The 24415-nt window shown below is 71.6% G+C and carries 27 protein-coding genes; 11 read left to right on the top strand and 16 right to left on the bottom strand.

Features of this window, described 5'->3' with window-relative positions; translation table 11 throughout:
* Window positions 1–135 precede the first annotated feature (135 nt).
* Complete coding sequence (locus ASC58_RS19175; protein WP_056915636.1) at window positions 136–651, bottom strand: hypothetical protein; 516 nt, start codon at window positions 649–651, stop codon at window positions 136–138.
* Window positions 652–716: 65 nt separating this feature from the next.
* On the bottom strand, window positions 717–1994 hold the full coding sequence (gene paaK, locus ASC58_RS19170) for a phenylacetate--CoA ligase PaaK (protein ID WP_056915637.1): 1278 nt from the start codon (window positions 1992–1994) through the stop codon (window positions 717–719).
* Window positions 1995–2121: 127 nt separating this feature from the next.
* On the opposite strand from paaK, the gene ASC58_RS19165 reads away from it, so the two are divergent.
* Genes ASC58_RS19165 through ASC58_RS19145 form a run of 5 tightly spaced genes read left to right on the top strand, consistent with a single transcriptional unit; the run spans window position 2122 to window position 7158 of the window.
* Complete coding sequence (locus tag ASC58_RS19165) at window positions 2122–2985, top strand: S1C family serine protease (protein WP_235529325.1); 864 nt, start codon at window positions 2122–2124, stop codon at window positions 2983–2985.
* A 14-nt stretch (window positions 2986–2999) separates the two neighbouring features.
* A complete protein-coding gene (locus ASC58_RS19160; RefSeq protein ID WP_056915638.1) occupies window positions 3000–4037 on the top strand; it encodes a MoxR family ATPase in 1038 nt (345 codons plus the stop codon).
* Window positions 4016–5002: a DUF58 domain-containing protein gene (locus ASC58_RS19155; protein WP_235529324.1), complete on the top strand. Its 987-nt coding sequence runs from the start codon at window positions 4016–4018 to the stop codon at window positions 5000–5002. The genes ASC58_RS19160 and ASC58_RS19155 overlap by 22 nt, the downstream gene beginning before the upstream one ends.
* Window positions 4999–6042, top strand: coding sequence for a VWA domain-containing protein (locus ASC58_RS19150; protein ID WP_056920390.1), 1044 nt, complete (start codon window positions 4999–5001; stop codon window positions 6040–6042). The genes ASC58_RS19155 and ASC58_RS19150 overlap by 4 nt, the downstream gene beginning before the upstream one ends.
* Entirely contained in the window at window positions 6043–7158 is a 1116-nt protein-coding gene (locus ASC58_RS19145; RefSeq protein ID WP_056915640.1) for a VWA domain-containing protein, read from the top strand.
* 6 nt (window positions 7159–7164) lie between these two features.
* Here ASC58_RS19145 and ASC58_RS19140 read toward each other — a convergent pair whose 3' ends face one another.
* Both ASC58_RS19140 and ASC58_RS21755 read right to left on the bottom strand, forming a co-directional pair.
* On the bottom strand, window positions 7165–8262 hold the full coding sequence (locus ASC58_RS19140) for a trypsin-like peptidase domain-containing protein (protein ID WP_157598575.1): 1098 nt from the start codon (window positions 8260–8262) through the stop codon (window positions 7165–7167).
* 286 nt (window positions 8263–8548) lie between these two features.
* Window positions 8549–9187 (bottom strand): ABATE domain-containing protein, encoded by a 639-nt coding sequence (locus tag ASC58_RS21755; protein ID WP_082553455.1) that lies wholly within the window; start codon window positions 9185–9187, stop codon window positions 8549–8551.
* A 31-nt stretch (window positions 9188–9218) separates the two neighbouring features.
* On the opposite strand from ASC58_RS21755, the gene ASC58_RS19130 reads away from it, so the two are divergent.
* Window positions 9219–9752 carry a hypothetical protein gene (locus ASC58_RS19130; RefSeq protein ID WP_056920387.1) on the top strand — a complete coding sequence of 178 codons (534 nt, stop codon included), beginning with the start codon at window positions 9219–9221 and terminating at the stop codon, window positions 9750–9752.
* 12 nt (window positions 9753–9764) lie between these two features.
* On the opposite strand, the gene ASC58_RS19125 is transcribed toward ASC58_RS19130, so the two are convergent.
* Window positions 9765–10592 (bottom strand): Fpg/Nei family DNA glycosylase, encoded by an 828-nt coding sequence (locus ASC58_RS19125; protein WP_056915644.1) that lies wholly within the window; start codon window positions 10590–10592, stop codon window positions 9765–9767.
* Window positions 10593–10625: 33 nt separating this feature from the next.
* On the opposite strand from ASC58_RS19125, the gene ASC58_RS19120 reads away from it, so the two are divergent.
* From ASC58_RS19120 to ASC58_RS19110, 3 genes are all read left to right on the top strand, one after another.
* Entirely contained in the window at window positions 10626–11273 is a 648-nt protein-coding gene (locus tag ASC58_RS19120) for a PadR family transcriptional regulator (RefSeq protein ID WP_056920456.1), read from the top strand.
* Window positions 11274–11466: 193 nt separating this feature from the next.
* Window positions 11467–12492 carry an ATP-binding cassette domain-containing protein gene (locus ASC58_RS19115; RefSeq protein WP_056920386.1) on the top strand — a complete coding sequence of 342 codons (1026 nt, stop codon included), beginning with the start codon at window positions 11467–11469 and terminating at the stop codon, window positions 12490–12492.
* 1 nt (window position 12493) lies between these two features.
* On the top strand, window positions 12494–13249 hold the full coding sequence (locus ASC58_RS19110) for an ABC transporter permease (protein WP_056915647.1): 756 nt from the start codon (window positions 12494–12496) through the stop codon (window positions 13247–13249).
* A gap of 18 nt (window positions 13250–13267) precedes the next feature.
* On the opposite strand, the gene ASC58_RS19105 is transcribed toward ASC58_RS19110, so the two are convergent.
* Window positions 13268–13654 (bottom strand): DUF4440 domain-containing protein, encoded by a 387-nt coding sequence (locus ASC58_RS19105; RefSeq protein WP_056920385.1) that lies wholly within the window; start codon window positions 13652–13654, stop codon window positions 13268–13270.
* A 1-nt stretch (window position 13655) separates the two neighbouring features.
* Window positions 13656–14549 (bottom strand): Ku protein, encoded by an 894-nt coding sequence (locus tag ASC58_RS19100; RefSeq protein ID WP_056920384.1) that lies wholly within the window; start codon window positions 14547–14549, stop codon window positions 13656–13658.
* 61 nt (window positions 14550–14610) lie between these two features.
* On the opposite strand from ASC58_RS19100, the gene ligD (ASC58_RS19095) reads away from it, so the two are divergent.
* On the top strand, window positions 14611–15573 hold the full coding sequence (ligD, locus tag ASC58_RS19095) for a non-homologous end-joining DNA ligase (RefSeq protein ID WP_056920383.1): 963 nt from the start codon (window positions 14611–14613) through the stop codon (window positions 15571–15573).
* Window positions 15566–16432: a non-homologous end-joining DNA ligase gene (ligD, locus tag ASC58_RS19090; RefSeq protein WP_056915651.1), complete on the top strand. Its 867-nt coding sequence runs from the start codon at window positions 15566–15568 to the stop codon at window positions 16430–16432. The genes ligD (ASC58_RS19095) and ligD (ASC58_RS19090) overlap by 8 nt, the downstream gene beginning before the upstream one ends.
* A 32-nt stretch (window positions 16433–16464) precedes the next feature.
* Here ligD (ASC58_RS19090) and ASC58_RS19085 read toward each other — a convergent pair whose 3' ends face one another.
* From ASC58_RS19085 to ASC58_RS19045, 9 genes are all read right to left on the bottom strand, one after another.
* Window positions 16465–16656 (bottom strand): hypothetical protein, encoded by a 192-nt coding sequence (locus tag ASC58_RS19085; protein ID WP_056920382.1) that lies wholly within the window; start codon window positions 16654–16656, stop codon window positions 16465–16467.
* A gap of 90 nt (window positions 16657–16746) precedes the next feature.
* Window positions 16747–17379 (bottom strand): hypothetical protein, encoded by a 633-nt coding sequence (locus ASC58_RS19080; RefSeq protein WP_157581412.1) that lies wholly within the window; start codon window positions 17377–17379, stop codon window positions 16747–16749.
* A 108-nt stretch (window positions 17380–17487) separates the two neighbouring features.
* A complete protein-coding gene (locus tag ASC58_RS19075; RefSeq protein ID WP_056915653.1) occupies window positions 17488–17820 on the bottom strand; it encodes an Lsr2 family protein in 333 nt (110 codons plus the stop codon).
* A gap of 80 nt (window positions 17821–17900) precedes the next feature.
* Window positions 17901–18089 carry a hypothetical protein gene (locus ASC58_RS19070; protein WP_056915654.1) on the bottom strand — a complete coding sequence of 63 codons (189 nt, stop codon included), beginning with the start codon at window positions 18087–18089 and terminating at the stop codon, window positions 17901–17903.
* The gene (gene lysS, locus ASC58_RS19065; RefSeq protein WP_056915655.1) at window positions 18086–19618 is read right to left on the bottom strand and encodes a lysine--tRNA ligase; all 1533 of its coding nucleotides are present in this window, start codon (window positions 19616–19618) and stop codon (window positions 18086–18088) included. Before lysS ends, ASC58_RS19070 begins: the two co-directional genes overlap by 4 nt.
* Window positions 19619–19830: 212 nt before the next feature.
* The gene (gene nadC / locus ASC58_RS19060) at window positions 19831–20706 is read right to left on the bottom strand and encodes a carboxylating nicotinate-nucleotide diphosphorylase (protein WP_056920381.1); all 876 of its coding nucleotides are present in this window, start codon (window positions 20704–20706) and stop codon (window positions 19831–19833) included.
* Window positions 20703–22382, bottom strand: a complete 1680-nt coding sequence (locus ASC58_RS19055) for an L-aspartate oxidase (RefSeq protein WP_056920380.1) — start codon at window positions 22380–22382, stop codon at window positions 20703–20705. The genes nadC and ASC58_RS19055 overlap by 4 nt, the downstream gene beginning before the upstream one ends.
* Complete coding sequence (gene panC / locus ASC58_RS19050; protein WP_056915658.1) at window positions 22372–23343, bottom strand: pantoate--beta-alanine ligase; 972 nt, start codon at window positions 23341–23343, stop codon at window positions 22372–22374. Before panC ends, ASC58_RS19055 begins: the two co-directional genes overlap by 11 nt.
* Window positions 23344–24240, bottom strand: a complete 897-nt coding sequence (locus ASC58_RS19045; RefSeq protein WP_056920379.1) for a Rossmann-like and DUF2520 domain-containing protein — start codon at window positions 24238–24240, stop codon at window positions 23344–23346.
* Window positions 24241–24415: the final 175 nt, after the last annotated feature.

Genomic DNA, 24415 nt, shown 5'->3' with positions numbered 1-24415 from the left:
CCCACCCTGAGCCGGGTCGGCTCATGTTCGCCGTGGGCGGACGGACTCCGGGCGTGGTCGAGGCCCACTCGGGCCCTTCCGGGCTGGGTATGGCGCGCGGCCGGCCCCGCGCCATACCTCCCGGGTGGTGGGCGATCAGGCCCCCGGACCCTTCTTGCGGACCTCGTCCACGTGCTCCATCGCGGTCCGCAGCTCGGCGAGCCAGCTGTCGGACTTCTCCCCGACCAGGCGGACGCACCAGGCGAGGGCCTCGGAGCGCGACTTGGCGACGCCGGCCTCGACGAGCGTGTCGAGGACCCGGCGCTCGGGCTGGCGCAGCCGCGTCATCACCGGAGCCGCGAGGTGGGTGAACATCGCCTCGGTGTCGCCGACCCGAACGCCCCAGGAGACCTTGCGGCCGGAGAGGTGCTCGAGCTCGCGGGCGATCTCGATGCGGCGTTCGCGGGTGTCCTCCCGGAAGGAGGTGATGCGGCCGCGCGCGGCGATCTCGCGGGCGGTGGTGTCGTCGGCGTCCGTCTCGAGGGCGGGCTCGGCCAGGGTGCCGACGATGACGAGCTCGTCACGGTCACGGGTGACCTCGACGGGCCCGGTGAACCAGTCGGCGGGGAGCCGACCGGCAAGCCATGCTTCTGCTGTGGTCTTGGTAGTCATGTAATGATGATTACACCGTTACAACCACGCCATCAGAGGTGTCCGCTCAGGGCGAACGGTTCGGCTCAGCGCAGGTCGCGACGGTCGCTGATCCGCTTGGCCTTGCCCAGGGAGCGCTCGAGCGCGTGGGGCGCGAGCACCTCGACGGCGATCGTCACGCCGACGTGGTCCTTCACGCGCGAACGCAGTGCGGAGGCCATCGCCGCGCGGGCGGCCTCGTCGGTCGGGTGCGCCGACTCCACCTGGACGGTCAGCTCGTCCATGCGTCCGGGCCTGGTGAGCACGCACAGGTAGTGGGGGGTCAGCCCCTCGATGGCGAGCAGGTGCTCCTCGATCTGCGACGGGAAGACGTTGACCCCACGGACGATCATCATGTCGTCGCTGCGCCCGGTGATCTTGGCCATCCTGCGGAACTGCGGATAGGCCGTGCCGGGCAGGAGGGTGGTGAGGTCGCGGGTGCGGTAGCGGACCACCGGCATCGCCTGCTTGGTCAACGACGTGAAGACGAGCTCACCCTCCTCGCCGTCCGGGAGCACCTCGCCCGTGATCGGGTCGACGACCTCGGGGTAGAAGTGGTCCTCCCAGACGTGCAGCCCGTCCTGCGTCTGCCCCGACTCCTGCGAGACGCCCGGGCCCATGACCTCGGACAGCCCGTAGATGTCGACCGCCCGGAGGTTGCTGCGGCGCTGGACCTCCTCGCGCATCTGCTCCGTCCAGGGTTCGGCGCCGAAGATGCCGATCTCCAGCGAGGTGTCCTTCGGGTCGATGCCCTGGGCCTCCATCTCGTCGAGGATCGCGAGGAAGTAGGAGGGCGTGACCATGATGATGCGGGGCCGGAAGTCCTGGATGAGCTGGACCTGGCGCTCGGTCATGCCGCCGCTGACCGGCACGACGGTGCAGCCGAGCCGCTCGGCGCCGTAGTGCGCACCGATGCCACCGGTGAACAGGCCGTAGCCGTAGGCGATGTGGACCATGTCGCCCGGACGGCCGCCGGCGGCCTCGATCGAGCGGGCCATCACCTCGGCCCAGGTGTCGATGTCCTCGCGGGTGTAGCCGACGACGGTGGGCTTGCCCGTCGTGCCGCTCGAGGCGTGGATGCGCGAGACCTGCTCCCGCGGCACCGCGAACATGCCGAAGGGGTAGTTGTCGCGCAGGTCGGCCTTGGCCGTGAACGGGAAGCGGGAGAGGTCTGCGAGCTCGTGGACGTCGTCGGGGTGCACCCCGGCGGCGTCGAAGGCCCCGCGGTAGTGCGGGACGTGGTCATAGGCATGACGCAGGCTCCAGCGCAGCCGTTCCAGCTGCTGGGCGCGCAGCTCCTCCACCGACGAGACGACGTTGTCCATGGCAGCGATCCTCGCACTGCCACCCGCGCAGTGGCGTGCCGCGGCCCACGGCCCCCGAACCTGAGAGTTTCCCGTGAATGCCGGATGCCGGTGTCGCCCACCGGGGATCGGACGTACGCTCGCCAAGGTGGACCGGGTGCAGTCGCCGCTGGTCGTCGACACCCCCTCGGGACCGGTGAGCGACGTGGCTCCGCCTGCCGGCCGGTCCCGTCCGGCCCGCCGCCTGATCGTCCTCGCCGCGGTGCTGGCCGTGGTCGTGGCCGCCGGCACGGGCTTCGCCCTCACCCGCGGACCGGACGTCCCTCCCCTGACGCAGGCAGACGTCCAGAAGCAGGTCGAGAAGGGCATCGCCGACGCGCAGGAGAACGCCCGCAAGGCCCCCACCGACGCGGCGACGGCCTACCGGGCCGCCCTGCCCTCGCTGGTCACCATCACCACCACGGGTGTGGGTGCCAAGGGATCCCAGAACGGCACGGGAGCAGGGGTGGTGGTCAGCGCCGAGGGCACCATCCTCACCGCCCTGCACGTCGTCGACGGTGCGGACACCATCCGCGTTCAGTTCACCGACGGCACCCGGGCCAGCGCCTCGATCAAGGAGCAGGAAGCGGCCAGCGACACCGCCGTCCTGACGCCGGACACGCTGCCCCAGGTCGTGGTCCCCGCCGTCCTGGGCGGGGGTGCGCAGGTCGGCGACGAGGTCTTCCCCCTCGGCCACCCCCTCGGCCTCACCCAGTCCCTGAGCGGCGGCCTCGTGTCGGCGCTGGACCGCTCGATCAGCGTCGGCTCCGGACAGACCCTCAAGGGGTTGATCCAGTTCGACGCCGCGGTGAACCCCGGCAACTCCGGTGGCCCGCTGCTCAACCGCGACGGACAGGTCATCGGCATCGTCACCGGGCTGGCCAACCCGTCCGAGCAGAACTTCTTCGTGGGCATCGGATTCGCCGTTCCCATCGCCACGGCCGGCGGCGTCGCCGGCAGCCCGCCGCAGTGAACCCAGGAGAGCCCATGGACCCGCACCGCCCGCAGCCCGGTCGCCCGCAGCACCCGCTGGAGCAGGCGCTCTACGAGGTGAAGAAGACCATCGTCGGGCAGGACCTGCTGGTGGAGCGGATGCTCGTCGCCCTCCTCGCGCGTGGGCACCTCCTCGTCGAGGGCGTCCCCGGGCTGGCCAAGACGATGGCGGTCAAGACGCTGGCGGAGGCGATCGGTGGGGAGTTCCAGCGGATCCAGTTCACCCCCGACCTCGTGCCGGCCGACGTCATCGGCACGCGGATCTACAACCAGAAGGAGGGCGAGTTCCAGGTCTCCCTCGGGCCGGTCTTCGCCAACCTCGTCCTCGCCGACGAGATCAACCGCGCGCCGGCGAAGGTCCAGAGCGCGCTGCTCGAGGTGATGCAGGAACGCCAGGTGACGATCGGCCGCGAGACCTTCAAGGCCCCGAACCCCTTCCTGGTCATGGCGACCCAGAACCCCATCGAGTCCGAGGGCACCTACGCGTTGCCGGAGGCGCAGGTCGACCGGTTCATGCTCAAGACGGTCATCGGGTACCCCACGCCCTCGGAGGAGTTCGTCGTCGTCGAGCGGATGACCACGCGGCTCGAACCGACCCAGCGGGTCCTCGACCCGGAGCGGCTCGTGGAGTACCAGCAGCAGGCAGACGCGGTCTACGTCGACCCCGCGGTCATCGAGTACGCGGTGCGGCTCGTCGGCGCGACCCGCAACCCGGCGTCGGTCGGGCTGCCCGAGCTGGCCAGGTACCTGTCGTTCGGGGCCAGCCCGCGCGCGTCCATCAACCTCGTCCTCGCGGGCAAGGCGTTGTCGTTCCTGCGTGGTCGCGACTTCGCCCGACCCCAGGACGTGCGCGACCTCGCGTTCGACGTGATGCGGCACCGCCTCGTCCTGTCCTACGAGGCCCTGGCCGAGGGCATCGGACCGGACGACCTGCTCGAGCCCATCCTGCGCGCCGTCTCCATGCCCGACGTCCCGCTCCGGGACCGCCGCCCCCAGCAGACCGAGGCACCGTGGACCGCCGGGCCACGCTGACCGAGCCGGGGGCCACGGCCTCCCCGCTCACCGCCGAGCGACTGCTGCGGCGGTTGGAGTGGCGCGTCATCCGCCGGCTCGACGGCCGGTTGCAGGGCGACTACCGCACGCTGTTCCGCGGGTCCGGTGTCGACTTCACCGATCTTCGGGAGTACGCCCCCGGCGACGACCTGCGCCACATCGACTGGAACGTCACCGCGCGGATGGACACCCCGTACGTGCGCGAGTACATCGAGGACCGCGAGGTCACCTGCTGGCTGCTGCTCGACCGCACCGCGTCCATGGGGTTCGGCCCCGTCGACCGGCAGAAGTCGCTCGTGCTCGCCGAGGTCGCCACCACCTTGGCCCACGTCCTGTCCCGCGGCGGCAACCGGATCGGCGCGGCCCTGTTCGACGGGACCATCGAGACCATCCCTCCCGGCCAGGGACGCAACCAGGTCCTGCGGATCGCCCAGGCCCTGCTGCGCCCACCGCCGGCCGCGCCCGTCTCACGCACCGGTCGCACCGGCCGCCGCTGGGGCCGGTCCCACACGGAGGAACCGGCCACCCCCGGGACCACCGACCTGTCGGCGCTGCTGCGCGCCGCCCTCGGCCTGGCGCGTCGACGTTCGCTGCTGGTCATCGTCTCCGACTTCATCACCCAGCCGGGGTGGGAGAAGCACCTGTCGCTGCTGGCCCGACGGCACGACGTCGTCGCCATCCAGGTCGTCGACCCGCGCGAGTCCGAGCTGCCGGCGGTGGGGATGGTCTACGTCGAGGACTCCGAGACGGGAGAGCAGATCTTCGTCGACACCGACGACCCGGTCTTCCGCGAGCGCCTGGGGGTCCTGGCCGCAGAACGCCAGGAGTCCCTCCAGGCCGCCGCCCGCAAGGCCGGCACCATGATCCACACCGTCGCCACCGACGACGACCTGGTCCGGGCCCTGGCCCGGATCTCCGCCCTGCGCAGGAGCCAGGGCCGATGAGCTTCACCTGGCCGTGGATGCTGCTGGGCCTGTTCGCGGTGCCCGCGCTCGTGGTCGCCTACCGGGCGCAGCAGCGCCGTCATGACGCACGGCGCGACGAGCTGGCCGCGATGGGGCTGGTGCCCGTGGGCGGCATACCGACCGAGGCCGGCGCAGCCGGGCCGGGACAGGTATGGGGCGCAGCCGGTTCCCCGGGGCGGCGCCGCGACCGCCGGCGGCACCTGGCCCCGGCCCTCATGCTGGCAGCGCTCACGGTCCTGCTGGTCTCGCTGGCCCGGCCCACCGCCACCGTGGCCGAGCCCCGGCGGGAGGGGACGGTCATGCTGGCCTTCGACATCTCGACCAGCATGGCGGCCAAGGACATCTCCCCCACCCGGCTCGACGCCGCCAAGGCCGCCGCGCGGAAGTTCGTCGAGCGCCAGCCGTCGACGATCCGCATCGGGGTGGTCGCCTTCGGCGACAGCGCCCTGGTCTCCCAGCAGCCGACCGAGGACCGCACCGAGGTGCTCGCGGCGATCGACCGCCTCACGCCGCAGGGCGCCACCGCGGTGGGCCGGGGCATCGTGTCCTCGCTCAGCGCCATCGCAGGCAAGCCGATCGAGGTGGGGGCCACGCCCGGAGCCGGGGACGACGCCGACATCGGCTACTACGGCTCCGCGGCCATCGTGCTGCTCTCGGACGGCGAGAACACCACCGATCCCGACCCCCTCGAGATCGCCGACCTCGCCTCGAGCGCCGGCGTGAAGATCTACACGATCGGCGTGGGCAGCACCCGGGGCACGGTCCTGCAGGTGGACGGGTTCCAGATCTCCACGGCGCTGGACGAGGCATCGCTGCGCAAGATCTCCGAGACCACGGACGGCGCCTACTACGCCGCCGACGACGCCGCCTCCCTCTCGAAGGTCTACAGCTCCATCGACCTGGCGTGGACCGCGCGCACCCAGGAGCGCGAGGTGACGTCGTGGTTCGCCACGGCGGCGGCGATCCTGCTGCTGCTCGGCGCGGCCGTGTCGGTGCTCCGTTCAGGACGGGTGGTCTAGATGTCGTTCGCGATCCCCTACGCACTCGTCGCGCTCGTGACCGTGCCGCTGCTCGTCGGCCTCTACCTGTGGCAGCTGCGCCGACGTCGTCGGCAGGCGGTCGCCTTCTCGAGCGTCGCGCTGATCCGCGCGGCGCTGCCCAGGCAGCGGATGTGGCGTCGGCACGTGCCCATCGCCCTCGTCCTCGCCGCGCTCGCGGCCCTCGGCACGGCCGCCGCCCGGCCGCAGGTGCGCGCCGAGGTGCCCATCTCCTCCTCCGCGGTGATCCTCGCCGTCGACGTGTCAGGGTCGATGTGCGCCACCGACGTCACCCCCAACCGGCTGGCGGCAGCCCAGGACGCGGTGCGCTCCTTCATCGACAAGCAGGACGACCGCACCCGGATCGGGCTCGTGGTGTTCTCCGGGTTCGCGCAGGTCGCGGTCGCACCGACGACCGACCACGACCAGCTCACGAAGGCCGTCGACGGCCTCACCACCGGACGCGGCACCACCATCGGCGCCGCCATCCTGAAGTCCATCGACGCCATCGCCGAGATCAACCCCCAGGTCGCCCCCGCAGACACCAGCGCGGGCGGCCAGGTGCCGGGGGTTCCCGGCGGGCTGCCCGGACAGCCCGGGACCCCCGGCAACCCGACGACCCCCACCCCGAAGGCGGCGCAGACCGCGCCCGAGATCGTCGTGCTGCTCACCGACGGGGCGAACACCCGCGGGGTCACCCCCGAGGAGGCAGCGGCCCAGGCCGCCGCCCGCGGGGTGCGCGTCTACCCCATCGGGTTCGGCACGACCGAGCCCACGCAGATGGTCTGCACCCGCGAACAGCTCGGTGGCGGGCTGTACGACGGGCCCGGACAGGGGCTGAGCGGCATCGGTCCCGGAGGGCGCAACTTCCTCGTCGTCGACGAGGACGCCCTGCGCGCCGTGGCCTCGACGACGGGCGGCGAGTACTTCACCGCCAGCGACGCGGACCAGCTCCAGGGGGTGCTGGCGGACCTGCCCAAGCACGTGGTCACCCAGGAGCAGTCGGTCGACGTGAGCGTCGCGTTCGCGGCGATGGCCGCAGTGCTGCTCCTCGGCGGTCTGTGGCTCGGCAGCCGCTGGCGGTCCAACCCCAGCTGACCGACGTCAGGGGCAGGCGCGTGGGGAACCCTGGGCATTCTTCGCGTGGTCGATCAGCCAAGCCGCTCCGTCCCTTTTCATCGAGTAGGTGAGCGAGTAGATCGAGCAGGTCTGGCCGCGGTACCCGTCCTTGGCATCCTGCTCGGTCCGCAGGGCTGCTTCGACGACGGCTTCGTCACCGGAGACCTCGACCGATCCCACGGTCAGGTTGGTCCAGTACGACGACCCCAGCCCGGACTCCCAGGTGCTCAGGCTTCCGAGGTCACGCTTCAGGCGGGGGGTGAACAGCCCCCAGGCGATCTCGTAGTCGCCGTGGTTGATGCTCTCGCCGTGCAGCACGAGGGAGCGCGCGACATCCCCGGCCTCGGCGGAGTCGGGCACCACCTCGACCTCGAGGATGGAGCCCTGCGCCTCGGGGGCCTGGTTGTCACCGTCACATCCGCGTCCACCGTCCGGGGGCGTCAGGTCACGCCATTCGCGCAGGTGGGGGGCGAGCTGCGCCGCGGGCACCAGGAACCCGGTGCCCTCAACGGGATCGTCCTCGACGTTCCAGACCTGCTTGCCGGTGACGAGGCCGATGACAGACCCGTCACGGCCCAGCGCCGGACCGCCACTGTTGCCGCCGTTGATCGCGGCATCGGTGGCGATGAGTCCGGCCAGGTGGATGTCGACGTCGGAGTAGTCGGCTGACGCCTGCAGCCCGCTGACGATCCCTTGCGTGACGCGCAGGTCGCTCACGGCCTGCGGAAATCCCAGCAACGCGACCGGGGCGGCCAGCTGCGGCGCGACCGGTGCGAGCTTCAGCGGATGCTGGAGGTCCTCGGGCGACCAGAGGAGGGCTGAGTCCGAACCGCGGTCCAGGGCCACCACGTCGGCGGTCGTGTTGAAGCCGTCGCCCTGCACGCTGACGGTCTGCGCGTCGATCGCCACGTGGGCCGCCGTCATGATCTGGTGCGGCCCGACCACGAAGCCGGTCCCCATCCACCGCGCATCGCACGAGGCGACCTCGAGCCGGACCACGCCGGGCCGGGCATCGGCGACGAGCTTCGCCCAGTCGACGGGGCCGGCACTCTCGGCGCTGGTCGTGGACGTGGGCGTGGACACCGGTGTGGTGGTGGTTGGCACCGTCGTGGTGGTCGGCGCTGTCGTGGTCGTGGACCCTGCCGAGGTGGCTGGACCCGGGTCGACCGGCGCCCCAGAACACGCCGCGACGGTGACGGCCAGCAGCCCTGTCACCGCCACCCGACCACGGACTCGTGTGCCCTGCATGGTGCCTCCCCAGTGACGCCGTGTGTCCCTTGTACTCCTGTGATGGGGTCCTGAACACCCACATCTGGCGGCTTTCCGGCGATTACGGGTGGTTCGCGCGCCGGGCAGGCGGAGTGGGGGCTCAGGCGCGGTGGCGTTCGGCGTGGGCGCGGACCTTGGAGCGGTTGCCGCACCACTGCATGCTGCACCACCGCCGACGACCCCTCGGGTCGAGGAAGACCCATCCACAACCGTCCCCCGGGCAGGCGCCGACGGCTGACAGGTCCTCCTGGGTGAGGAGCTCCGACGCGGCCCACGCGACCGCCAAGAGGGGGCGCTCGAGCCCGCCCCCGACGGACCACCGTGGTGCCGGTCCCGGGCCGGGAACCAGCTCGGCCCGGGCGGCGGCCCTGCCGACCACGCAGTTGACACGGCGCAGAGCACGACCGTCCGCCGGGTCGAGGACCAGTGCGCGCAGGTCGGCGCGAAATCGCTTGGCGTCCTTGAGGATCGCGTCGCCCTCGGCCTTCCGGCTGGCCGCCCGACGACGCAGCGCCGCAGCCGCGTCCGCCTCGAGGAGCCCTGACACCGACGCCCAGACAGCGAGGTGGTCGTAGGTCTTCAGGTAGTCGCTGGGCTCCGCCTCCGCCCACCCGGCCAGCGTGTTGACGAAGTCGAGCCCGGGGTGTCCGCCGACGGCCCTGGGCATGGCGAGTCCGTCCACCACGAACCAGTGGCCGCCCTTGACCTCGGCGGAGGTCACCGCTTGACTGCTAACCATTCAAAGCATGTTATCTGGTTAGGAGACGATCATGCGACGACTCGCCGCAACCCCCGCCGCCCTGCTGGCGACCACCGCCGTCCTCGGGTCCGGGAGCACCCCGGCTGCCGCGGGCGGGACCGGAAGTCCTTGGACCCCATACCGGTCCAGCGACGTGACCGTCACGGCAGCTCGCTCGACGTGCGCGTTCGACGTGCGGATCTCCGTCGTCGAGGACGACGAGGAGTACCGCACCACGGCGACATACCCCGACGGCACGCCCAGGGAGCAGCTGTTCCGCGGCACCCTCGTCGAGCGCTACACGAACCTGTCGACCGGGGCATCGGTCGTCCGGGACCTCAGCGCCACGGCGGTGTTCGCCTACAACCCGGACGGGTCGCCCGCGTCGCTCACGTCGCTCAAGGGGCCGTTCGGGGCGACGCTGCCTGCCGGGAGCACCCCGGCGACCGGGCTGTTCGTGCTGTCGGGCAAGGGAACCCGCGTGACCTTCGCCGCCGACGGGACGCGCAGCTTCACCCTCGGCCGGCACGGCAGCGCCGAGAACGTCTGCGACGCCCTCGACTGACGCGGAGCAGGGTCAGCGGCGGCGCTGGCAGCGACCGCACCAGAACAGGTTGCGGCCCGCCACCTCACGGGTCCGGATGCGCGACCCGCACACCAGGCACGGCTCACCCTGCCGCTTGTACACGTAGGAGGTCCGGGTCTGGAGCGGGTCGACCCGGCCGGCTGCCACCTCGGCGCGCACCTGCTCGACCTGTTCCGCGACCGTGACGATCTTCCCCGTCGCCACCCCCAGCGGCAGCAGGTCGACCAGGTCGAGCCAGATGGCGTCCCAGCTCGAGCGGCGCAGCTCCTTCCCGGGCCGGAACGGGTCGATGCGCTGCCGGAAGAGGACCTCGCTGCGGTAGACGTTGCCGACCCCGGCCAGCACCGACTGGTCCATGAGCAGCTCGGCCACCGACCGGGCGCTGCGCGAGATCTTGCGCCAGGCCAGCTCCGGGTCGGGCTCGGGTCGCAACGGGTCCGGCCCGAGCCGGGCCGTGACCGACTCGACCTGCTCCGGGGTGATCACGGCACACAGGTTGGGGCCGCGCAGGTCGGCGACGTGCGCGTCGTTCGCGAGGCGCAGGCGCACCTGGCCGACCACCGGCACCTCCCCGATGTAGGCGTGCTCGTCGATCGTGAACGTCCCGATCAGCCCGAGGTGGACGTGCAGCCAGGCGTCACCGTCGAACTCGACGAACAGGTGCTTGCCCCACGATGTCGCGTGGACGAAGGTGCGGCCCGACAGCAGGGCGGCACCGGCGGCGAACTTGCCCTGCGGGCTGCTCGCCTCGGGCTGCGTTCCCCTGTATGCGGCGTCGAGGTCTCGGGCGAGGCGGTACAGGGTGTGGCCTTCGGGCATGGGGCCATCATGCGGCACTCCTACACTGCGGGCATGGCAGCCACCCAGACCCGGCTTCTGGTGCTCGGCGCCGTCGCCCTCTTCGAGCCGGTCAACGGCTACCAGATCCGCCGCGAGCTGCTGTCGTGGGACGTCGAGCAGTGGGCGCACATCAACCCCGGCTCCATCTACTCCGCCCTCACCACCCTGACCAAGCAGCAGCACCTCGTCCGCCACGACCTCGTCGACGGCGGGCGCACCGTCGCCGTCTACACGGTGTCGCCGGCCGGTCGCGCCGAGCTGGACCGCCTCTTCGGGGAGGCCCTGGAGACGGTCGACGCCTACGACTCGATCGGCCTCCAGACCGCGCTGAGCATGAGCGTGCTCGTCCCCCGCCCAGTCGTCCTGGGCCACCTCGAGAAGCGGCTCGCGACCCTGGGCGCGATGCGCGAGAAGATGGCCGCCGACGCCGCGCAAGCCGCAGCGGGCGACTCCCTGCCACCGCACGTCGTCGCCCTGGTGGACCTCTGGAGCCGCCTCGCGGCCACGCAGCACGACTGGTTGGACGAGACCGTCCGGCGGGTGCGGGCGGGCGACTTCGCGTATGCCGGGGAGCCGATGGGGTGGCAGCCCGCCGCCGACGACCCCGGCTGGCAGATGCAGGCCGACCGCGAGCGCTACCGGGCGATGCTGGCCGAGTAGGCCTCCACCCTCTCTGCGCACCCGTCAGCGATGAGTTCCTGTCGGTGCCGGGGTCTACGTTGCGGCGCATGCGGTCGGGTCGTCCTGCGATCCGGGCGGGCAGCGCTGTTGACGGGCACTATTCAATGTTGAACACTGGTCAGGTCGCGCGGGACCACCGACCCACGCGGCCGACAGATCAAGGGGGCGGCAGATGATCCACGCACGGGGGCTCGTGCAGACCTTCCAGACACGGGAGGGCAAGAAGAAGACCGAGGTGCGCGCCGTCGACGGCGTCGACCTCGACGTCGCGGAGGGGGAGGTCGTCGGCTTCCTCGGTCCGAACGGCGCCGGCAAGACCACGACGCTGCGCATGCTGACCACGCTGCTGCGGCCGACCGAGGGCACGGCGACGGTCGCGGGGTACGACGTGGTCAAGGACTCCGAGCAGGTGCGGCGCAGCATCGGCTACGTCTCGCAGGCAGGCGGCGCCTTCAGCGGCGCACGCGCGGGCGACGAGGTCGTCGACCACGGGATGCTCTACGGGATGAAGGGCGCCGAGGCCGAGCGGCGGGGCAAGGAGCTGTTCACCCAGCTCGACCTCGACGGCCTGTGGACCCGGATGCCCAAGAACATGTCCGGTGGCCAGCGACGGCGGCTCGACATCGTCATGGGCCTGATCCACGAGCCCACGCTCGTCTTCCTCGACGAGCCCACCACGGGCCTGGACCCGCAGGCGCGGGCCAACCTCTGGGAGCACATCGCCGACCTGCGTCGCCGCCGAGGGGCCACGGTGTTCCTCACCACGCACTACCTCGACGAGGCCGACGCCCTGAGCGACCGGATCATCATCATCGACCACGGCAGGATCGTGGCGGCCGACACCTCCGACAACCTCAAGGCCCAGGTGGCCGGTGACCTGGTCGACCTCGAGGTCTCCGACGCCGAACTGGTCACCGCGGCGGCCCAACGCCTCGACTCCATCGCCGAGGCACCCCGGCACGGGCTGCAGGGCGTCGAGATCGAGGGCAACCACGTCCGCGGACGGGTCCAGCGCGCCGGCAAGGCCGTCCCCGGCCTGCTGCGCGACCTGCACGACGCCGACATCTCGCTGGAGTCCATCGAGGTGCACCGCCCGACCCTGGACGACGTGTTCCTCACCCTGACCGGACGGTCGCTGCGCGACGCCGCCGACACCAGTCCCGCCGGAGCACCCGGCGCCACGACGAAGGAGAACTGACATGCGGTTCTGGCGCGAGTCCTACATCGTGTTCCGGCGACAGCTGCGGATGAACCTGCGCAACCCTGCGTGGGTGATCATCGGGCTCCTCCAGCCGATCCTCTACCTGCTGCTCTTCGGGCCGCTGCTCAAGCCGCTCATCAAGCAGTTCGGCGCGACGAACGCCTACACGTTCTTCGTGCCCGGGATGCTCGTGCAGCTGGGCATCTTCGGGGCCTTCTTCGCCGGCTTCAGCCTCATCGGCGAGTGGCGCGAAGGGGTCATCGAAGCCGAGCGGGTCACCCCGGCGAGCCGGACGGCCCTGCTGGTCGGGCGCCTCATCCGCGACATCCTCCAGCTCTTCGTGCAGGCCCTGATCCTCGTGGCGCTCGGCTACGCCATGGGGATGCGCGGGTCCGCCGGCGGGATCGTCTTCGGCATCCTGCTCACCCTGCTGGTCGGTGGCGCCTGCGCCGCCGCCTCCAACGCCCTGGCGCTGACGACCAAGAGTGAGGACGTCATGGCCCCCGTCATCAACATGGTGATGATGCCCGTCCTGCTGCTGTCCGGCATCCTCCTGCCGATGACGATCGGCCCGAAGTGGCTGCTCGACATCTCGGCTTGGATGCCGTTCCGGTGGGTCGTCGACGCGGTCCGCACGGCCTTCTCCGGCGACTTCGCCTCGTCGCCGATGATCTGGGGCACCGTGTGGGCAGCAGTCCTCTTCGTGCTGGCAGTGGCGTGGGGGACGTCCACCTTCCGCAAGGAGAACGCCTAGCCCGCCGGGGCGCCGTCGTCAGTCGGCGACGACGGTGCCCTGGTGGTGGCGCACCTGCCACCGGCCGGCCTCCCGCAGCCAGACCGAGCTGCGGTGGGCGCGACGGGTCGGGGTGACCGAGTCGTAGGTGACGAGGACGACGCCCGGGCCGAGCCCGGTGGTCACGAGGTCGACGGCCTTGATGTCCACCGGGCCCTCGGCTGCCTCGGCCTCCATCATGTCGAGGACCGAATCGCGGTCCCACACAGCGCCCGAGGCACCGAACTCGTGGAAGTCCCTGTGCAGCAACAAGGTCGCCGAGGTCCGGTCACCCCGCACCGCCCCACGCAGCAGGGCCAGCTCGCAGTCCTTGACGATGTCGCAGTCGTCCTGCGTGGGCATCTCTGCCGTGGTGGAGGTGGGCACGTCAGCTGGCCTTCTTCGCGGTCTTCTTGGCGGCGGCCTTCTTCGTCGTGGACTTCGCCGCGGTGGACTTCGACGCCGCCTTCTTCGTCGCGGGCGCGTCGTCGGACGTCGACTCGCCGCGCGCCGCCTTGGCCTTGTCGACCGAGCGCTTGAGCGCGGCCAGCAGGTCGACGACCTCCCCCGACTCGTCCTTGGACTCCTCGGCGACCTGGACCTCGCCACCCTCGACCTTCGCCTTGACCAGCGACTGCAGGGCAGTGGCGTAGTCGTCCTCGTAGTCGTCGGGCACGTAGTCGCCGGCGAGCTGCTCGATGAGCAGGTCGGCCATGGCCAGCTCCTGCTTGGTCGCCTTCCCGTCGTCGTCCAGGTGGGCGAAGTCCGGCTTGCGGATCTCGTCGGGCCACAGCATGGTCTGCATGACGATCACGCCGTCGCGCACGCGCAGCACCGCCATCGTCATCCGCGTGCGGATGGAGACGGAGACGACCGCCATGCGGTTCTCCTTCTCCAGGGCGTCGCGCAGCAGGACGTACGGCTTGGTCGAGGCCTTGTCCGGCTCGAGGTAGTAGCACTTGTCCAGGAGCATCGGGTCGATCTGGTCGGCGGGCACGAACTTCTCGACCGCGATCTCCTTGGAGCTCTTGGACGGCAGGTCCTTGAAGTCCTCGTCGGTGAGCACGACCATGTCGCCGTCCTCGGTCTCGTACCCCTTGGCGATGTCGTCATAGGACACGATCTCGCCGTCGATGCTGCAGATCCGCTGGTACTTGATGCGACCGCCGTCCTCGCGGTGCACCTGGCGGAACTGCACGTCGTGGTTCTCCGTCGCCGAGTACAGCCGGATCGGCACGTTGACCAGGCCGAACGACACGGCGCCCTTCCAGATCGCTCGCATGCCACACGCTCCTTGTCCCCGGTTGCCTTCCACGGCAAAGCCTATGCGTCAGGATGGCCCCATGCGCCCCATGCTGGCCAGCCCGGCCACCGCGATCCCCCACGGCGACGGCTGGGTCCACGAGGTCAAGTGGGACGGCATGCGGGTGCTCGCCGACATCCGGGACGGTCACCTCACCCTGACGTCGCGCACCGGCAACGACGTCACGGCCAGCTACCCCGAGCTCGCCCCGCTCGCCGAGGCGTACGACGACATGCTCCTCGACGGGGAGGTGGTGGCCCTCGACGGCGGCCGCCCGTCGTTCGGCGCCCTCGCCGAGCGCATGCACGTGCGTGACCGGCGCAAGGCCGAACGCCTGGCCGCGGTGCGGCCGGTGACCCTCATGGTGTTCGACCTCTTGCGCCTGTACGGCTCGGACCTCACCTCGCAGCCGCTGTCGGACCGCCGAGACCTGCTGGAGCGGCTCGACCTCGCCGGCCGGCACTGGCAGGTGCCGCCCGTCTACGACGACGGCGAGGAGCTGTTCTCCGCGACCCTGGAGCAGGGGCTCGAGGGGGTCGTGAGCAAGCGGCTCTCCGCGCCATACCTGCCGGGTCGGCGGTCCACCGACTGGCTCAAGTCACCCCACAAGCTCACCGTCTCGGCCGTGGTCGGCGGGTGGCGCCCGGAGGTCGGCACGACCGACCGCCTCGGCGCGGTCCTGCTGGGCGTGCCCTCCCCCCAGGGATGGAGGTATGCCGGGCGGATGGGTTCGGGGATCGCCGGCAGGGCCCAGCGCCAGCTGGCCGAGGTGCTGGCGCCGCTGGCGCGCGAGACGTCGCCGTTCGTCACGCAGGTGCCCCGGATCGATGCCGACGGCGCGTTCTGGGTCGAGCCGCGGGTCGTCGTCGAGGCCCGGACGCTGGAGGTGACCAGGGACGGTCGGCTGCGACAGCCGGCCTACCTCGGGGTCCGGACCGACCTGACCCCGGAGGACCTGCTCTCCGAGGTTGCCGGGGCCGACGAGGAGGCCGGTGATGTCTGAGTCGACCTCCGTCGTCGTGGAGGGCCGCAAGCTCAAGCTGACCAGCCTCGACAAGCTGCTGTTCCCCTCCACCGAGACGACCAAGGGCGAGGTGCTCAACTACTACGCGCAGGTCGCCGACGTCCTGCTTCCCCACCTCGCGTCACGGCCGCTGACCCGCGTGCGCTGGCCGCACGGCACCGGCGACCAGAGCTTCTTCGAGAAGAACCTCCCGTCGGGCGCTCCCTCGTGGCTGCCCCGGGTGCGGATCGACGACGTGACCTATCCCCTCGTCGAGGACCTGGCCCAGCTCACCTACCTGGTCAACCTCAACTCCATCGAGCTGCACGTGCCGCAGTGGAGGATCGACGAGGACGGGAACCGCCTGCACCCCGACCGGCTGGTCATCGACCTCGACCCGGGCACGGGTGCCGGCCTGCGCGAGTGCGCGCAGGTCGCCGTGATGGTGCGCGACCGGCTCTCCGAGCTCGGCCTGGAGCTGTTCCCCGTCACCAGCGGGAGCAAGGGGATGCAGCTGTATGCCGGCCTGCCGGGCGACCTCTCGTCCGACCAGACCCGCGACCTCGCCCAGCAGCTCGCCCAGGAGCTGACGAAGAAGCACCCCGACCTGGTCGTCTGGAAGATGACCAAGTCGCTGCGCCCCGGGAAGATCTTCCTCGACTGGAGCCAGAACGTCGCCGCCAAGACGACGATCTGCCCGTACTCGTTGCGAGGCAAGGAGACCCCCACCGTCGCGGCGCCTCGCACGTGGGACGAGGTCGAGGCCGGGGCGGCCGGGAAGAAGCTCGAGCAGCTGATGTTCGACGAGGTCCTCGACCGGCTCGATGCCGACGGCGACCTCGTGGCCGACCTCCTCTGACGGCCGACGAGCTTGACCGGTCTCGCCGGGGGTCAGGCGAGGGCGAGCACCAGCGCGCCCAGGACGAGCACCACCACCGCCAGGCCCGCGAGCATCCGCAGCCCCCGGCGACGGCCCTGGTCGTTGGACGTCAAGCCGTGGGCCAGGTCGCCCCACTGCCGTACCTGACCGGCAGGCGACAGCGGGCTCACCTCGGCGGGCTCCTCACCCCTGACCTCACGCATGGGTCGATGCTAGGGGCCGTGGCCGCCGCGCGGACGGGAACCGGCCAGCGGGCATTTCCCAAGAACCGCGCCACGCGCAGGACGGCCCGGTCAGCGGCGGCGGAGCCTCGGGCAGCCGGCGCACTCGTGGGTGCCGGGCACGGCATACAGGTAGCAGCACGAGTCGCGCTCCACCGGAGGCCGGCGACGCACCCTCGCCACGGACATCTCCCAGAGGTCCTCGACCATGGCGAGGCGCTGGTGGCGGCCGAGGTTGACCCCCGGGCGGAAGTTCGCGGCGAGCTCACGCCCCGCATCGAGGTAGGCGGCCCTGGCGGACTCGAGCCGCTGCCCCGGGTCCGCGACGAGCGCACCGGCGGAGCGGACCTGGAGGGTCGTCGGGTAGGCCGCCGACGGCTCGACAGCGAAGCTCAGCCCGATGGTGCGGGGGTCCAGGGACCACGGGCCGAACAGGGCGGCCGTGGCCGTGAGCGCGGCCGGCAGCTCGAGGCACCACTGGAGGACGAAGGCGGCCGGCATCGCGGGCGGCGGAGGGCTGCGGTAGTAGCGCTCGGTCGCCGCGGAGAACGCCGCCCGCCACCGCGCCGTGGGATCACCCGGTCCCGCCGAGGCCAGGTGCGACCACACGAGGGGAAGGTCGGGGGAATTGTCGTCGGCCGCGACGACCTGCCACAACAGGTGCGGCTGGACGACGCGCACGAGGGCGCTCAGGGATTCATCCACGGCATCGCTGCAGGTCACGAGGCCAGCGGGTGGAATTTCCGGGCCGACCCCGGAAATGCCACCCGCTGGAAAAGGACCACGCAAACGGCCCGGTCACTGGACCAGGATTCAGTGCGCCTTGTCGTAGGCGGCCTGGACCTCGGCTGAGATGCGCCCGCGCTCGCTGACCTTGTGGCCATTCTTGCGGGCCCATTCGCGAACGTCCCCGAGGTCGCGCTTGGCACCAGCGGGACGGGCTGCGGTGCGGGGGCTGGTCGTGCGACGGCCCGCGGAGCGACGGCCGTGCCCGACGTAGGGGGCGAGCGCTTCGCGCAGGGCGGTGGCGTTCGCGGCGGTGAGGTCGATCTCGTACGTGACGCCGTCGAGGGCGAAGGTCACCGTCTCGTCGGCGGGGCTTCCGTCGAGGTCGTCCTCGAGAACGATGTTGACGCGTTGTGCCATGGCGAATTCCTCTCGGGGTTCGGTGCAGGGGTTTGCACCTGAAAGTATTCGCTATTCCCGCTCAAGGCAAAAGACGACCCTCAGCGAGAATTGTCGACATCTGTCGCGGGAGCTGAATTGTCGGCATTCTCCGCGTGCGCCTTCTCCCACTGGGAATGCGCGAGACGTTCCTTTCTGTCCCCCTCGATCATGTTCTTGATGACGAGGTAGAAGAGGAATCCGACCCCTGCGGACGGAATGAGGGCCGCGACGTAGGGCCAGATGTTCATCGGGAGACCTCGGGCTTCAGGTGGGGAAAGAGAATGGTCTCGCGGATGTTCGCGTCGGTGAAGAGCATGACCAGCCGGTCGACACCGAACCCGAGGCCACCCATGGGCGGGGCGCCGTACTCGAGGGCACGCAGGAAGTCCTCGTCGAGCTGCATCGCCTCCGGGTCGCCACCGGCCGCCTTGATGGACTGGGCCGTGAGCACCTCGCGCTGCACGACGGGGTCGACGAGCTCGGAGAACCCGGTGCCGCGCTCGACGCCACCGATGATGAGGTCCCAGGCCTCGATCAGCCCGGGCTCGCTGCGGTGCGGGCGCGCCAGCGGCTGCGCCACCGCCGGGTAGTCGCACAGGAACGTGGGCTGCAGCAGGCCGGGCTCGACCAGCTCGCCGAGCAGCTCGAGGAACACCTTGTCCTTGTCCCAGGCCGGGTCGATCGCGACGTCGTGCTTCGCGGCATACCCGCGCAGGGTCTCCACGTCGGTGTCGAGGGTGACGGTCTCGCCGACCGCCTCGGACACTCCCTGGTAGACGGGCAGCCAGCGCCACTCACCGTCGAGGTCGATGGTGCCGGCCGCGGTCTCGACCTGCCGGGAGCCCAGGGAGTCGGCGACCCCGACGAAGATGTCGCGCATCAGCGCCGCGATCGTCGTCTGGTCGCCGTACGCCTGGTAGGCCTCGAGCATCGTGAACTCGGGGCTGTGCGTGGCGTCGACGCCCTCGTTGCGGAAGATGCGGCCCATCTCGTAGACGCGGTCCACCCCGCCGACGACGGCCTTCTTCAGGTTGAGCTCCAACGCGATCCGCAGGGTCATCTCCTGGTCGAACGCGTTCATGTGGGTCTTGAACGGACGGGCAGCGGCGCCGCCGTGGACGAGCTGGATGATCGGCGTCTCGACCTCGAGGTACCCCTGGCCCTCCAGCACGTGGCGGATCGAGGAGAGCACCTGCGCCTTGGTGCGGACCATGTCGCGAGCCTCCTGCCGCACGATGAGGTCGGCGTACCGCTGACGCACCCGCGCCTCCTCGGACAGGTCCTTGTGCAGCACCGGCAGCGGGCGCAGCGCCTTGGACGCCATCTCCCAGCTGGTCGCCATGACCGACAGCTCGCCGCGGCGGCTGCTGATGACGCGCCCCTCGACGAACACGTGGTCACCGAGGTCGACGGTCGACTTCCACTCCGCGAGCGCCTCCTCGCCGACCTCGGCGAGGCTGAGCATGACCTGCAGACGAGTCCCGATCCCTTCCTGGAGGGTGGCGAACGCCAGCTTGCCGGTGTTGCGGACGAAGATCACCCGGCCGGCGACCCCGACGACGTCCTGGGTCTCCTCACCGGTCTCGAGGTGGCCCCACTGGTCGCGCACCTCGCCGAGCGAGTGGGTCCGCGGCACCGTGACCGGGAAGGCCTGCTTGCCCTGCGCCAGCAGCCGGTCGCGCTTGTCCCGACGGACCTGCATCTGCTCGGGCAGGTCGGCCTCGGGAGCGGCGGCGTCGGTGGGGTTGGCGGTGGTGGCGCTGGGGGTTTCACTCACCAGCAAAGGGTACCCAGCGCCATACCCGGTCCCTGCACCCCGCCCGGCGTCCGCCCCGCTTCCCCGCAAAGCGGGTGTCCTTCGGGGAAACCATGGGAAATAAGTGCCGGTTCACCGAACGACACCCGCTTCGCGCGGGCAACGGGGCACGGGCAACGCGGCACGGGTAACGGGGCACCGCCGGGCGGGACCGGCGACGACGACGGCCTGGGTCAGACGAGGTCGAGGGCGAGGTCGAGGATCGGCGAGGAGTGGGTGAGCCCACCGACGCTGAGGTAGTCGACCCCGGTCAGGGCGTACTCGCGCGCCACGTCGAGCGTCAGGCCGCCGGTCGCCTCGAGCTCTACGTCCTCGCCGGTCGCGCGCACCGCCTCGACCGTCTCGTGCAGCAGGTCGACGGACATGTTGTCGCACAGCAGGAACCGCGCCCCGACCCCCACCGACTCGAGCGCCTCGGCCGTGGTGGTGACCTCCACCTGGACCGGCACGTCGGGGTAGCGGGCCCGCACCGCGGCATACGCCCTGGCGAGGGAACCGGCCGCCAGCTTGTGGTTGTCCTTGATCATGGCCACGTCGTGCAGGCCCATCCGCTTGTTGGTGCCGCCGCCGGCTCGCACGGCGTACTTCTCGAGCGCGCGCAGCCCGGGCGTGGTCTTGCGGGTGTCGAGGACGGTCGCCCCGGTGCCCTCGAGCTCCTGGGCCCACTGGCGCGTGTGCGTGGCGATGCCGGACAGCCGGCAGACGATGTTGAGCATGGTGCGTTCGCCGACGAGGACGACCTGCGTGGAGCCCTCGACCGTCGCGACGACGTCGCCGCGGACGAGCCGGTCACCGTCGGCGCGCAGGACCTCGACGTGGACCGGCGCGGCCCCGAGGCGTCGCGCGACCTCGTCGAAGACCAGCGGGACGACCGGTATGCCGCCGAGCACCCCCGCCGCGCGCGCCACCACGTGGGCGGTGCTCACCTGGTCCGGGGGGATCGTCGCCGACGTGGTGACGTCGACCCCGTCGGGGCCGCCGAGGTCCTCGTCGAGCGCGACGCGGACCACCTCGAGGGCGTCGGTCTGCGGGAACTGCAGGTCGGTCATGCCAGGTCCTGTTCGGGGACGGGGACGAACGTCGTCGTGACGGCACCGTCGACGCCACGGACGAGCTGGGTGTGACCGCGCCACGACGGGTCGACCTGCTCGGGGAAGTCCGAGCGGACGTGGCCCCCGCGGGTCTCCTCGCGCAGGGCCGCTGCGAGGGTCAGCACCTGTCCGACGTGCAGGAGGTTGGTCGTCTCCCACGACAGCGGGCCGGGTTCGCCCGAGGTCGCGGCGGCGGCGAGCTCCACGAGCGCGGCGGCCGCAGCGGCCAGCGAGTCAGCCGAACGGACCGCGCCGGACCCCGTCGTCATGGTGGCCTGGACCTGCACCCGGGCCGAGGCGTCGAGCAGTGCCGTGTCGGCGGTCGGGCGGACCGGGTCCACCTGCGGCAGCTGGCCCTCGGCGAGCCGGGCGCTGATGTCGTCGGCGATGCGGTGGGCGAAGACCAGGCCCTCGAGCAGCGAGTTGGAGGCGAGCCGGTTGGCGCCGTGGACACCGGTGCAGGAGACCTCGCCACAGGCGTAGAGGCCGTCGAGGGAGGTGCGTCCGACGAGGTCGGTGCGCACGCCGCCACTGGCGTAGTGCTGGGCGGGAGCCACCGGGAGGAGGTCGGTCACGGGATCGAACCCGAGCTCGCGACAGCGGGCCACGATCGACGGGAACCGCGCCTCGAGGAACTCACGACCGAGGTGGCGGGCGTCGAGGAAGACGTGGTTGTCACCGGTCTGGTGCATCCGGTCGACGATCGCGCGCGAGACGACGTCGCGTGGTGCGAGGTCGGCCAGCGGGTGCCGACCCTGCATGAACCGCACGCCGTCCCGGTCCACGAGGAACGCACCCTCTCCGCGCACCGCCTCGGAGATCAGCGGCTGCTGACCGCTGGACCCCTCGCCGAGCCAGAGCACGGTCGGGTGGAACTGCACGAACTCGACGTCCGCCAGGACGGCTCCGGCGCGCAGGGCCGCTCCCAGCCCGTCGCCCGTGGCGACGGAGGGGTTGGTCGTGGCGGAGTAGACCTGCCCGAGGCCGCCGGTCGCGAGGACGACCGCGCGCGCCAGGGCTGCCCCGACGCCGTCCATCTGGCCCTCGCCGATGACGTGCAGGGTGACTCCGCAGACTCGGTCCCGCGCGTCCTGGAGGAGGTCGACCACGAGGGCGTGCTCGATGACCTCGATGCCCGGGTCGTCCTGCACCGCGTGCAGGGCCGCGATGAGGGCCCGGGAGATCTCCTTGCCGGTGGCGTCGCCGCCGGCGTGGGCGATGCGGTCGCGGTGGTGGCCGCCCTCGCGGGTCAGCTTGAGCTCGCCCTCGTCGTCGAGGTCGAACTCGGCGCCGAGCGCCACGAGCTCTCGCACCCGCTCAGGTCCCTCGTTGACGAGGGCGGTCACGGCCCGGACGTCGCAGACGCCGCAGCCCGCGACGAGGGTGTCGTGCAGGTGCTCCTCCGGGGAGTCGGCGGGGTCGAGGGCCGCGGCGATGCCGCCCTGGGCCCACTGGGTCGACCCCTCGTTCAGCACCGTCTTGGTCACGAGCAGCACGCGGTCGACCCGCTGGCGCAGCCGCAGGGCCGTGGTGAGGCCGGCGATGCCCGAGCCGACGACGACGACGTCGGCCGAGGCGGTCCAGCCGGGCTCCCCCGCCACGAGCCAGCGCGGGACCGTCAGCTCAGTCGCCATCCGGGCGACCCGTCACGGACGGCGTCGCAGGGACGGCGGGCGTCGCGGTGTCGACGTCGGAGAACACCTCGAGGGCCCGCCCACCGGGTCCCACGAGCACCGGCAGGTTGTCGATCAGCCGGGTCGTGCCGACGCGTCCGGCGACCGCGAGCAGCGCCTCACCGCGGTACCACTCGGGCACGTCCTCGAGCGTGTAGGGGTGGACGAGGACGAGGTAGTCCACGAGGGCCAGGGGTTCGCGCACGAGCACCGACCGGGCTGCTCGCCGGATCGCCGACGGGCCCTCGGCCGCGGCGGCAGCCCCGGCCTCCAGGGCCCGGGACAGGCACAGCGCGACCTCGCGGTCGGAGTCGGTGAGGTAGGTGTTGCGGCTGCTCATCGCCAGGCCGTCGGACTCGCGGACGGTCGGCACGGAGACCACGTCGACCGGGAAGTCGAGGTCGCGCACCATACGGCGGATGAGGAGGAGCTGCTGGGCGTCCTTCTGGCCGAAGTAGGCGCTGTCGGCACCGGTGAGGTGGAACAGCTTCGCGACGACCGTGAGCATCCCGTCGAAGTGACCGGGTCGGGCCTGGCCCTCGAGGACGTTGCCGAGCGGACCGGCGGAGATGCGGACGCCCGGGTCGCCGTCCTGGTAGATCACGTCCGGGGTCGGGGCGAAGACCACGTCGACGCCGGCCTTGCGGCAGATCTCCATGTCGGAGTCGAAGGTGCGCGGGTAGCGGGACAGGTCCTCGCGCGGCCCGAACTGCAGCGGGTTGAGGAAGATCGTGACGACGACGTGGGCGGCCTTGCGGCGGGCCGTCTCGATGAGCGTCGCGTGCCCCTCGTGCAGGGCTCCCATGGTCATCACGACGGCGACGTCGCCACCGGTGAGGCGCGCGCGGGCGGTCCGCAGCTCCGCGCGGGTGCGGGCGACGACGGGGCCGTCGACGGCGCCGACGGGACGGGGGTCACTCACTCATTGCTCCTGATCGCTCGCGAGGATGTCCAGCAGTGGCTCGGCGGCCTGCGGTCGCAACCGTCCGCTGGCCAGGGCCCGCTCCGCCGTGGCCCGCGCCAGCGCCACGTACGTCGGCCGGATGTCGGGGGTGAGCCCCTGCAGCTGTCGCAGGTGCTCGGCAACGGTACCGGCATCGCCGCGCGCGACCGGTCCGGTGAGGGCAGCGTCACCCGCGCGCAGTGAGTTGTCGAGGGCCGCCGCGACGAGGGGCCCGAGGACCCTCGAGGGCGTCTCCACGCCGGCCGCAGCGAGCGCCTGCAGGGACTGGGCGATGAGGGTGACGAGGTGGTTCGCGCCGTGCGCCAGGGCTGCGTGGTAGAGCGGACGCATCTCCTGCTCGACCCAGACGGGTTCGGACCCGATCTCGAGGACGAGGGCCTCGGCGACGGCTCGCAGGGGTTCGGGGGCGGTCACCCCGAAGCAGCAGTCCACCAGCCGGTCGAGGTCGAGGGCGGTGCCCGTGAACGTCATCGCGGGGTGCAGCGCCAGCCCGAGGACGTGCTGGCCGAGCGCGGGCTCGAACACCTCGAGCCCGTGCCGCCCCGACGTGTGCACGACGAGCTGACCCGCCTGCCAGGTGCGGGTGCTCGCCAGCCCGGCCACGAGGTCGGCCAGCGCGTCGTCGGGCACCGCGATCAGGACGAGCTCGGCCCGCGCCACCACGTCCTCCACCGGGAGGACCGGTATGCCGGGGAGCAGCTCCTGCGCGCGGTTGCGGGAGGCCTCGCTCACGCCCGAGGCCGCCACGACCCTGTGCCCGGCCCGGCGCAGCGCAGCACCGAGGACGGCGCCGACGCGGCCGGTCCCGACCACGCCGACGGCCAGCCGTGCTGGACGCTCGTCGGCCGAACTCACGCGAGCACGCTACCCCCGCCGAGCCCCACCCCATGCGGCGCCCGCGCGACCGGGTGGTGGTGGGGCGGTGGCAGGGTGGACGGTTCGTGGGGTCCCCACGGGTGAAGGCCCTCGGCGGAGCCGGACGGGACGGGTGACAGACCGTCCTTCTGACGGACCCGCGGCTCGCCCCGAC

Origin of the sequence: Phycicoccus sp. Root101 (genome assembly GCF_001426245.1) — a bacterium.
Taxonomy (GTDB): Bacteria; Actinomycetota; Actinomycetes; order Actinomycetales; family Dermatophilaceae; genus Pedococcus.
The sequence above is the reverse complement of the archived record's forward strand: the minus strand, read 5'-3'. Positions and strand labels throughout refer to the sequence as shown.